The sequence below is a fragment of the Streptomyces sp. NPDC056948 genome (assembly GCF_042674225.1).
Classification (GTDB): Bacteria; Actinomycetota; Actinomycetes; order Streptomycetales; family Streptomycetaceae; genus Streptomyces; species Streptomyces purpurascens.
Map to the genome: position 1 here is coordinate 1 of NZ_JBHUQX010000700.1, position 2760 is coordinate 2760.

Consider the following 2760-nt stretch of genomic DNA (forward strand, 5'->3'; position numbering starts at 1 on the left):
GCCGCTCACAGCGGCCGGGCGCACCCCACGGGCCGATCGCCGCCCAGCCGGACGTACAGGGCGGTCGAGCCGGGGCAGTCGGCGCGTCCGGCGACCGCCCGGGTCACCCGGTACTCCGGCTTCCGCTCGCCCTGCCCGTCGCACGCGGTCTCGCGGACCTGCCCGTCGCCGGAGCTGTAGACGCAGTCGCCGACGATGGTGCGCGGCCCGCCCCCGCCGCCCGGGTCGCCGGGGTGCGGCGGCTGGAGGTTGCGCATACAGGCGTAGCCGCGCGGCACCGCCCCGTCGCCGTCCTCGTCGGACGCGGGCCGCTGCTCGCTGATGTGCAGCACGAAGTCCGTGGTCCGCGGGCAGCGCGGGCCGTCACGCACCGCGCCGTCGTGCCGCGCCGCGACCCGCGCCGCCGCCCGCTCACCGGCGCACGGAACCTCGGTGAAGCTCGTCGTACCGAACGAACTGCACTCGTCGACCGCGAGGAACACCGCCCCGTACCCGGACGGCCGCGTCGCGGACGGTGAGACCGCGGCGCTCGTCCCCGCCCCCGTCCCCGTCGCCGGCTCGCCCAGCCGGCCGTCCTCCGCCACGCCCGCCGACGGGCTCTGACACCCGACCAGCAGCGCGACCAGCACGAGCAGCCCGCACACCCCCGCCGAACTCCTCTTGCGCATTGCCGTCCCCCTGAGTGCTCAGAGCCCTGGGGCCCTGACCCAGCGTGACCCGCGATCGCGGGCGCACGCCAGGCACATGGGGCGGTTTGCGCATGTTGGGGGTGGTGTGCCCGGTCCGTGGCGTACGTCTAGTACGACAGACCGTGCCCGACCGGGTACAGCACCTGTTCCGGATCATCCGCCCGCTGCACGGCGACCGGCAGCTTCCCGCGTGGCTTCACCCGGCCCGCGATCACCCGCGCGGCGGCCCGCAGTTCGACGTCCGTCCAGGAGTAGGCGGCCAGGCAGGCCGGGGCGGACGGCAACTGGGCCACGTCGTAGGGGTTGCGGATCGCGACCGCCACGACCGGCCTCCCGGTCGCCACGAGCTGCTCGACCAGCGCCTTCTGGCTGCTGCTCGCCGTGACGTTGTACGTGGCGGCCACCACCGCGTCCGCGTCCCGCGCGGCCGCGACCGCCTTCGCGATGGTCGCCGCGGAGGGGGCGGTACCGGTCGACAGGGCGGTGGCGGTGAAGCCCAGTTCCGACAGCGCGCCCGCGAGCACTCCCGTGGGCGGACCGGTCGTCCCCGACGGCGAGGCCGGATCGGCCCCCACCACGAGCACCTTGGGGTGGCGGCGCCGGGACAGCGGCAGCAGCCGGCCCTCGTTGACGAGCAGTGTGGTCGTCCGCTCGGCGATCCGGTCGGCCGCCTTCAGGTGCGTGCGGATGCCGACGGTCCGGTCTACGCCGCCCTGGCTGACGTACGGCGCGCGGAACAGCCCCAGCTCGGACTTCAGCCGCAGCACCCGCAGGATCGATTCGTCGAGCCGGGCCTCCGTCAGCTCGCCCTCACGCACGGCCGTCAGGACGGCGTTCCAGGCGAGGTCCAGATCCGGCGGGTTGAGCAGTTGGTCCACGCCCGCCTTCAGCGCGAGCACCGGCACCCGGTCGTCGCCGTACTTGCTCCGTACGCCCTCCATGCCGAGGGAGTCGGTGACCACGACTCCGTCGTAGCCGAGCCGCTCGCGGAGGATGCCGGTGAGGATGGGGCGGGAGAGGGTCGCCGGGTCGCCGGAGTCGTCGAGGGCCGGGACCATCAGATGGGCGGTCATGATCGAGTCGATGCCCGCGGCGATCGCCGCCCGGAACGGCGGTGCGTCCAGCTTCTCCCACAGCTCGCGGCTGTGCGTGATGGTGGGGAAGCCGGTGTGGCTGTCGACGTTGGTGTCCCCGTGCCCCGGGAAGTGCTTGGCGGTCGCGGCGACCCCGGAGCCCTGATATCCGGCGACCTCGGCGGCCACCAGCCCGGCCACGGCCCGCGGGTCGGCACCGAAGGACCGTACGCCGATGACCGGGTTGGCCGGGTTGACGTTCACGTCGGCCACGGGGGAGTAGTCCTGCCGGATGCCCATCGCCCGCAGTTCGGCGCCCGCGATCCGGCCGAGCGCCCGGGCATCGGACCGGGACCCGCCCGCCCCGACGGCCATGGCGCCGGGGAGCAGTGTCGCGGGCTTCCCGACCCGGGCCACGATCCCGTGCTCCTGGTCGGTGGAGATGAGCACGGGCAGCCCGCGGGGCAGTCCCAGGGAGGCCCGCTGGATGCCGTTGGAGAGGTCGGCGATCTGGTGCGGCTCGCGGGTGTTGTGCGCCCAGGCGAAGTAGATGATGCCGCCGACCCGGTACTTCGCGACCAGCTCGGCGGCCGTACGGACCCCGATCTCCTTGAGGTTGGCGTCGATGTCGGCCTGGTCGGGGTCGGTGGCGGAGTGGCCGTAGACCCGCATCACGAAGAGCTGGCCGACCTTCTCCTCCAGCGTCATCCGCGAGACGTGAGCGCGCAGTCGAGTGTCGTCCGGGGCGTCTGCGGCGTACGCCGGCCCGGCGGCCGCGAGTGCGGCGGTGACGCCGGCCGTGGCGGCGAGAACGGTGCGTCTGGAGGGCTGTGCGGTGTTTCCCGTGCTTCCCGTGCTTCCCGTGCCGGTGTCGTGCACGTGCGCTCCTTCCGGAGGTGATCCGCTCGGATCCACTGAAGGAAACTTCCAAGAGGTCACCAATAACCGGGAAGTTTCTGCCAGTCAAGGGAACGCGCCAGTAGGGGCCGCCACCGGCG

Annotated in this window: 2 protein-coding genes; both read right to left on the reverse strand. The window is 73.6% G+C overall.

Annotated elements, in window-relative coordinates:
• Nucleotides 1-5 precede the first annotated feature (5 nt).
• Nucleotides 6-668: a hypothetical protein gene (locus ACFTZL_RS43690; RefSeq protein WP_382595840.1), complete on the reverse strand. Its 663-nt coding sequence runs from the start codon at nt 666-668 to the stop codon at nt 6-8.
• A gap of 128 nt (nt 669-796) precedes the next feature.
• Nucleotides 797-2641 carry a glycoside hydrolase family 3 protein gene (locus ACFTZL_RS43695; RefSeq protein ID WP_382595843.1) on the reverse strand — a complete coding sequence of 615 codons (1845 nt, stop codon included), beginning with the start codon at nt 2639-2641 and terminating at the stop codon, nt 797-799.
• Nucleotides 2642-2760 lie beyond the last annotated feature (119 nt).

What these genes read in the sequence shown, in the direction of transcription:
- ACFTZL_RS43690 (WP_382595840.1), bottom strand. Translation starts at nt 668, where the DNA reads ATGCGCAAGAGGAGTTCGGCGGGGGTGTGCGGGCTGCTCGTGCTGGTC.